Origin of the sequence: Bacillus cereus group sp. MYBK108-1 (genome assembly GCF_051917185.1) — a bacterium.
In the GTDB taxonomy this organism is placed as follows: domain Bacteria; phylum Bacillota; class Bacilli; order Bacillales; family Bacillaceae_G; genus Bacillus_A; species Bacillus_A cereus.
Window position 1 is genome coordinate 41,304 of sequence record NZ_JBQAHZ010000034.1, and the last position, 7,250, is coordinate 48,553.

The window sequence follows — 7,250 nt, forward strand, 5'->3', positions numbered from 1 at the left end:
AAAAATAGACTCGAAACTTATAAACTATTTATTTAGGAGGAAAAAAATTATGAAATCTACTGGTATTGTTCGTAAAGTTGATGAATTAGGTCGTGTAGTAATTCCAATCGAATTACGCCGTACTTTAGGTATTGCAGAAAAGGACGCTCTTGAAATCTATGTTGATGACGAAAAAATCATCTTAAAGAAATATAAACCAAACATGACTTGCCAAGTAACTGGTGAAGTATCTGACGGTAACCTTTCTTTAGCTGAAGGTAAAATCATCTTAAGCAAAGAAGGCGCTGAGCAAATCTTAAACGAACTTCAAGATTATATCGAAACAGCAAAATAAGCTTCTCAATTATGAGAAGCTTATTTTTTATCGACATGATAGATTTGATATACATCTCTTTTCGACAAATCTCGATCTTTAGCGACTGTTTTAATCGCTTCTTTTGAATTCATACTTTTTTCATTTATATAATATTCAATATGATCATATACCGAAAGAGATTCCCACCATTGTTCTTCTGGAGCAGGTTCTTCTGTTGAACCAGCTACTAAAATACAAAACTCACCACGTACTTCATTTTGCTTCGTCCACTCAATTACTTCTTCGATTGTTCCTCGAATAAATTCCTCAAATTTTTTCGTTAACTCTCGACATAATACAATCTCTCTATTTCCCAACACTTCCTGCATCGAAATTAAAGTATCATCTAAACGATGAGGTGCTTCATAAAACATCATTGTAGTTTGTACATAACGAAGCTTTTCTAACTCCATCTTCCGTTCCTTTTTGTTTCTCTGCAAGAAACCATAGAAATAAAACTGCTTTGTTTCAAGACCGGATGCAATTAATGCTGTAAGGGCTGCATTTGCTCCAGGAAGCGGAATTACATGATATTGCTCAGCTACTGCCTCAACGACAATATCGTAACCTGGATCAGAAATACACGGCATACCAGCGTCACTAACAAGTGCTACATTCTTTCCATCCTCTAATTTCTCTAATAGTTTCTTCCCACTTACTTCTTTATTGTGCTCATGATAACTCGTGACAGGTGTTTCAATTTCAAAATAATTACAAAGTTTTTTCGTTTGTCTCGTATCTTCAGCAGCAATTAAATCAACTTCTTTTAAAATTCGGATTGCACGAAATGTCATATCTTCTAGATTTCCAATAGGAGTTGGTACTAAATATAAAACTCCCTTTTCATTTTGTTGAAAGCTTTTTTGTTGCCACATAGCGTTCTCCTTTTTGCATATATGCCTCTTTTTGTTTTCTCGTTAATTGCTTAAAGTAATACTCCGCTTGCATAGCTGTACGCTTATCATCGTGGGTCTCTACATATTTTAAAACGACAGGAAGCCTGACGCGTGTATACTTAGCCCCTTTGCCGCTATTATGAGTCTGAATTCTCTTTTCTATATGGTTTGTATATCCAGCATAATAACTTCCATCAGAGCACTCTACCACATAAAAAAAGTGCTTATTCTTCTCCATATAAAATTGAACGTAGCTCCTTTGTATATTCGTTATTGTTCTCATATACAACGAGAGGCGGTAAAATTTTCAAATCTGCATTTCCATCCTTAATTCCTTCAATTAACAATGTATTTGCTTCTTTTCCAACCTTAGGATAAACAAATTGCACACGCTTTGGTTCAATTTTATATTTACGCATTAATGTGACAATGTCTAGTAATCGCCCTGGACGATGTACAAACGCTACTTTCCCACCTTGTTTTACTAACTGACTACTTGCAGATACAACATCTTCTAATGTACACATAATTTCATGACGAGCTATCGCTAAATGTTCATTCATATTTTTCTCTGAAGTTTGAGGTGTTTGAAAATATGGTGGATTACATGTAACAACATCATATTGATGACGCCCAAGTTTCTCTGGCATATCTTTCAAATCTCCATGTATGAGGTGAATTCTTTCTTCCAACCCATTGTATTGAACACTTCTTACTCCCATATCATATAAGCGTTCTTGAATTTCCACACCAGTAATATTTCCTTTTGTTCTTGTACTTAATAGAAGGGGAACAACCGCGTTACCTGTACACAAATCAAGTAAATTCCCCTTTTGAATTGGTACCCATGCAAAATCTGCGAGTAAAACGGCATCTAAAGAAAAATTAAATACTGATGGGCTTTGTATAATCTTCATGTCTTGTGCTAATAAGTAATCTAAACGTTCATCTTCATATAAATTCATATACTGCTCCTTTTCTTACCCTTAACCTACCCTATTTCATGTATAAAAAATTACCTTTCCAATTATAATTGGAAAGGTAATTTCACTTTTTATTTAAGAATGAAAGACAGAACAAACAATCTCCCTCTTTACGTACACTTCCATAATGTAGATTGCAAATATGAAAACCTTCTTGATATAGTCTCGCTAAATTGTCATAGCCTTCACCAATATCTGTTTTCGGCTTCACTTCTTTACGTTTTTGAGTTTTTTGTTTTTCTTTATTCTGCACTTCTTCAAAACGGTGTCGCAAATTGTTATTTTCCATTTTTATATGCTGGTTTTCTTCCAACAACTCTGCAAGATGCTGTTTTAACTCTCCCAACTGTTTATATAAATGTCCAATTTGCTCTTCCATACTAGAAACCGATTCAAAAATATCTTTTTTCTCCACAAGCACCCACCTCATTAATCTGTGGTTTGACTCGAAACGACCCCTTTATTCACTAACTCATCTAACGTATATTCTACTATCCGTTCCTTGTCTACTAGTTCCACTTGAATTAATCTTTCTAAAATATTTAATCCGATAACACGGCCAGTACCATGCGGGGTTTGTATACGTTGATCTAAATCAGGAAGTTGTTCCTTTGCTGCCTCATATTCATCATTCTCATATTTTAAGCAACACATTAAGCGACCACATAAACCAGAGATTTTTGCAGGATTTAATGATAAATTTTGATCCTTTGCCATTTTAATGGATACAGGTTCAAAATCCCCTAAAAAAGTAGAACAACAAAGCATACGACCACATGGACCAATACCACCTAGCATCTTCGCTTCATCACGAACACCAATTTGTCTTAGTTCAATTCTTGTTCTAAAAATTGCGGCTAAGTCCTTCACTAGTTCGCGGAAATCGATCCGACCATCCGCAGTAAAATAGAAAATAATCTTATTACGATCGAATGTATACTCTACATCTACAAGTTTCATATCAAGATTATGCTCTACTACCTTTTGTTGACAGACTTGATATGCTTCTTTGGCAGCATGTTTGTTCTCTTCAACAATGGTACGATCATTTTCATTTGCAATACGAATAACCTTTTTTAGCGGTAATACAACGTCGTTTTCATCAACTTGTTTTTTGGTAATAACTACTTTTCCGTATTCAATACCTCTTACCGTTTCTACAATGACAAACTCATTTTCAGAGATATCGAACTGGTTTGGATCAAAGTAATATACCTTTCCGGCCTTCTTAAAGCGAACACCTACTACATCATACAAAACGGTCATCCCTCCTGCAACCGCAACACTAACTGTTCGAACACAAGCTGCGCATTTACATTAGCGTTGATTCTATTTTTTGCCTCTAATATATTAAAGAGAGCTGATACAATGCGCTTCTGAGCATAGGAAAACGATTCAAACATCTCTTTCTGCTCATGAAAAACAAGACGATCTTCTTCTCCAAGTTGAACATATAATAAATCCTTATAAATAAGGAGTAACATATCTAAACCTTGCTGTAATTGTTCTTTCTCTCCAAAGTGTTTTCCCCATTTTTCTTGTACAAAAAAAATAGAGGTTTTATCTTTTTCGAGCGCTTCACATAATTTTATCACTAAAGCTCGTGCTTGTGCAAACCATTCATCACTACATAAAGCTAAAGCTTCATCAAAACTATTTGTAAGTTGAGCAGCAAGTGTCGATAAAGATGCTGTAATCCCTTCATCCTGTAATCTTCTAATTAAAGATTCCGTAGGTAACGGTCTAAACGTAACAACTTGGCAGCGAGATAAAATCGTATTTAAAATTTGATGACTTTGTTCAGTAAGTAAAATAGCAGTTGTATCACTACTTGGTTCTTCTAAAAATTTCAAAAGTGTATTTGCCGCATTTGCTGTCATACGATCTGCGTGCTCAATAATATATATTTTTTTATTTGCCTCTAATCCTGTTTTGGAAAACTCTTCTTGTAAATCATGAATTTGCTGCTTCTTAATAGATAATCCGTCTGGTTTTACAATATGTAAGTTAGGGTGGTTACCTGAATCAATTCGCTTACAGTTTGTACATACATGGCAGGGCTCTACTCCATTCCGCTCAGAACAGAGGAAACTCTTGGCCATTTGAATTGCTGTCGCAAACTTTCCTGTCCCTTTCCCTCCCTCTAACAAGTAAGCGTGGGATATACGCTCTTTTGCAATGCTATTCATCAACATTTTTACACCGATGGGTTGTATAGCAGAAAGCTGCTCCCACGTCTTCGTCATAATGCATACCTCACTTATTTCATTCTTTCCTTCTATTATAACAATTTATCTTCTATAATCTGAACAACTTCTTCTATAAGTTTTTCCATCGGTTGATCAGCATTTACCAATACAATACGATCCGAGAAACGTTCTACAACTTGTAAATACCCTTCGCGCACACTTTTATGGAAAGAGATATCTTCCATATCTAGTCGATTTACTTCACGTCCTGCATCTTTTTCAATCCGAGCCAAACCAACCTCAGGCTCAATGTCTAGATAAATTGTTAAACTAGGCATACAGTCCTCTGTTGCGAAACGATTTATTTCAAATACCTTATCCATACCCAATCCTCTTGCATAGCCTTGGTATGCTAAAGAGCTATCTATAAAACGATCACATAACACGAGGTAGTTCTCATTAAGTGCTGGCATAACTTTTTCTACTAAATGTTGTCTGCGCGCAGCAGCATAAAGAAGCGCTTCTGTACGTGCTTCCATCATCGTATATTCTTGTTTATGTAAAATCGTCCTAATGTCCTCAGAAATTGCAATACCGCCTGGTTCCCTTGTCGCCATTACCTTCTGTGCTTTTTGTTCAAAATATGGCAATAAGCTTTTAATTAACGTTGTTTTACCTGAACCTTCTGGGCCCTCAATTGTTACAAATAATCCCTTCATCCTAAAACCTACTTTCTATATCATACACTTTCATATATTTCGTATTACCTTGAAAACGAGCTCCTGCTCTTTCTAAATACATAATTTGCTCTTTATGCTCTGAAGTAATTCTCTCTCCATACATAATTAATGGAATTCCAGGTGGATACGGAATCACCATTTCCGCCGCTATCATTCCAACAGCCTCTTCTATAGATACTATCTTTGTTTCATATCCGTCTAGTTGTTTATACGTATACGGTAAAAGAGAGAATTCACCATTATAAGTATAACGAATAGATTCCCTCTTGTCTTTCACCTCATAATGTTGCAATGCTACTCGGATCATCTCTATAACCTTCATATATCCCTCATTTACTTGTAAGGGTAAAATAAATAGGACATTGTACGGATCAGCCATCTCTGTATATATACCGACCTTTTCAAATACAGACTGTAATTCGTACCCTGATAACTGACAACGAGTTTGTACGGTGACCTTTAACTCATCTTGCAACGGATATTCTAAAATGGCGATTTGGGGAATAGAACGTAATTGTTCCTTAAATCTTCGTAAAAACTCAACAATTTCACTGTGACCTTCTTCTTTTATACGCGCCATTGTAAAGCGTGCTATATCCAAGGAAGCCATAATTGGATACGATGGACTACTAGATTGTAGCATACTTAAATAAGTAGTAACCTTATCTTCGTCTACTAAATGACTATTAATATGTAAATAGGAACCCATTGTCATTGCGGGTAATGTTTTATGTGCAGAATGAACTACAATATCTGCACCATATGTTAATGCTGACTTCGGAAATGGTTCTCCCAAACATAGATGTGCCCCATGTGCCTCATCTACCAAAACAGGGATTTTATGTGCATGTGCAAAAGCGATGCTTGCCTCTAAATCCATCCCCATACCATAATAATTAGGATGCGTTAAAATAAGTGCTTTCGCATTTGGATACTTTCCAATTGCGTTCTTAATAATTTCATTACGAACTCCCACTGGTACGTTATAAGCTTCATCAATCCATGGATCTAAAAAAATGGGATTTGCTCCCGCAAGTTTTAAACCATTAATAATTGATTTATGACAATTTCTTTGTACAAGAACAATATCATGTTCCCCGCAACAAGACAAAATCATTGCTAAGTTCCCGACTGTTGAACCATTAATTAAAAAATAACTTCTCTTTGTATTATAAACTTCAGCCAATAATTGTTGTGCCTCATCTATACATTCAAACGGACTATGCAAATCATCTAGTCCTGCTAATTCAGTTACATCAATAGATAGAATACCTTTAAACTCTCTTATTGCCTCCTGAGGGAAGTTTAAACCATTCTTATGACCAGGAACATGAAAGGATAACGGCCCTCTTTCTTTAAACTCTATTAACGCCTCATATAAAGGCATACGATTTTGATTCATCTACATCTCTTCCTTATTATTCATTCTCTATCTATTATACAGAACAAAAAAAATAATAGGCATATGCCTATTTAAAAATATGATACTTCTAATTTTCGAAGCTGCTTTAAATAATATATATATTTCGGATCATCTGTCTCTGTATTCACCATATCCTTTTCACATTCATGGCATATTAAATTATTATAAACATATATACCTTCTTTTCTTTTTGTCTCACAAACAATACAAACTTCACTTTGTAATTTCATAATCTTCCCTCCCTATTTAAGTGAACCTATTTTATACTTCTAATCCTTAACAATTTACAGAAAAATATACACCCATCTTTTATATAATATGATTAACTCTTGGGCAACGTGTTTGTATTTCCATTACTTCTTTCCCATTCTTTTTAACAATACAAAAAAACACAAATCAAATGACTTGTGTTTTTAGTTGCTTGGCGACGTCCTACTCTCACAGGGACAAGGTCCCAACTACCATCGGCGCTAGAGAGCTTAACTTCCGTGTTCGGTATGGGAACGGGTGTGACCTCTCTGCCATCATCACCAAACTATGAAGGCATATTCCTTCAAAACTAGATAACATTGCTACATATTATATGGTTAAGTCCTCGATCTATTAGTATTCGTCAGCTCCACATGTCACCATGCTTCCACCTCGAACCTATCAACCTGATCAT

Annotated in this window: 10 protein-coding genes and 1 rRNA gene; 1 reads left to right on the top strand and 10 read right to left on the bottom strand. The window is 35.4% G+C overall.

The window, feature by feature from the left end:
* The first annotated feature begins 49 nt into the window (after positions 1-49).
* Positions 50-334, top strand: coding sequence for an AbrB/MazE/SpoVT family DNA-binding domain-containing protein (locus ACTFSL_RS28080; RefSeq protein WP_000843036.1), 285 nt, complete (start codon positions 50-52; stop codon positions 332-334).
* A gap of 20 nt (positions 335-354) precedes the next feature.
* Here ACTFSL_RS28080 and rsmI read toward each other — a convergent pair whose 3' ends face one another.
* From rsmI to rrf, 10 genes are all read right to left on the bottom strand, one after another.
* Positions 355-1,230: a 16S rRNA (cytidine(1402)-2'-O)-methyltransferase gene (gene rsmI / locus ACTFSL_RS28085; RefSeq protein WP_440042778.1), complete on the bottom strand. Its 876-nt coding sequence runs from the start codon at positions 1,228-1,230 to the stop codon at positions 355-357.
* Positions 1,199-1,489 (bottom strand): GIY-YIG nuclease family protein, encoded by a 291-nt coding sequence (locus ACTFSL_RS28090; protein WP_000414350.1) that lies wholly within the window; start codon positions 1,487-1,489, stop codon positions 1,199-1,201. Before ACTFSL_RS28090 ends, rsmI begins: the two co-directional genes overlap by 32 nt.
* A complete protein-coding gene (locus ACTFSL_RS28095) occupies positions 1,476-2,216 on the bottom strand; it encodes a tRNA1(Val) (adenine(37)-N6)-methyltransferase (RefSeq protein WP_001055366.1) in 741 nt (246 codons plus the stop codon). Before ACTFSL_RS28095 ends, ACTFSL_RS28090 begins: the two co-directional genes overlap by 14 nt.
* An 82-nt stretch (positions 2,217-2,298) precedes the next feature.
* Positions 2,299-2,649: a DNA replication initiation control protein YabA gene (yabA, locus tag ACTFSL_RS28100; protein WP_000412063.1), complete on the bottom strand. Its 351-nt coding sequence runs from the start codon at positions 2,647-2,649 to the stop codon at positions 2,299-2,301.
* 14 nt (positions 2,650-2,663) lie between these two features.
* On the bottom strand, positions 2,664-3,491 hold the full coding sequence (locus ACTFSL_RS28105; RefSeq protein ID WP_000272429.1) for a PSP1 domain-containing protein: 828 nt from the start codon (positions 3,489-3,491) through the stop codon (positions 2,664-2,666).
* Positions 3,492-3,496: 5 nt separating this feature from the next.
* The gene (holB, locus tag ACTFSL_RS28110; RefSeq protein ID WP_000169561.1) at positions 3,497-4,480 is read right to left on the bottom strand and encodes a DNA polymerase III subunit delta'; all 984 of its coding nucleotides are present in this window, start codon (positions 4,478-4,480) and stop codon (positions 3,497-3,499) included.
* A gap of 35 nt (positions 4,481-4,515) precedes the next feature.
* A complete protein-coding gene (gene tmk / locus ACTFSL_RS28115) occupies positions 4,516-5,142 on the bottom strand; it encodes a dTMP kinase (protein WP_000677221.1) in 627 nt (208 codons plus the stop codon).
* A 1-nt stretch (position 5,143) separates the two neighbouring features.
* Positions 5,144-6,565 carry an aminotransferase class I/II-fold pyridoxal phosphate-dependent enzyme gene (locus ACTFSL_RS28120; RefSeq protein ID WP_001075300.1) on the bottom strand — a complete coding sequence of 474 codons (1,422 nt, stop codon included), beginning with the start codon at positions 6,563-6,565 and terminating at the stop codon, positions 5,144-5,146.
* Positions 6,566-6,636: 71 nt separating this feature from the next.
* Positions 6,637-6,816, bottom strand: coding sequence for a sigma factor G inhibitor Gin (locus ACTFSL_RS28125; protein WP_000776278.1), 180 nt, complete (start codon positions 6,814-6,816; stop codon positions 6,637-6,639).
* A 189-nt stretch (positions 6,817-7,005) separates the two neighbouring features.
* Positions 7,006-7,121: ribosomal RNA gene (rrf, locus tag ACTFSL_RS28130) — 5S ribosomal RNA — on the bottom strand.
* Positions 7,122-7,250 lie beyond the last annotated feature (129 nt).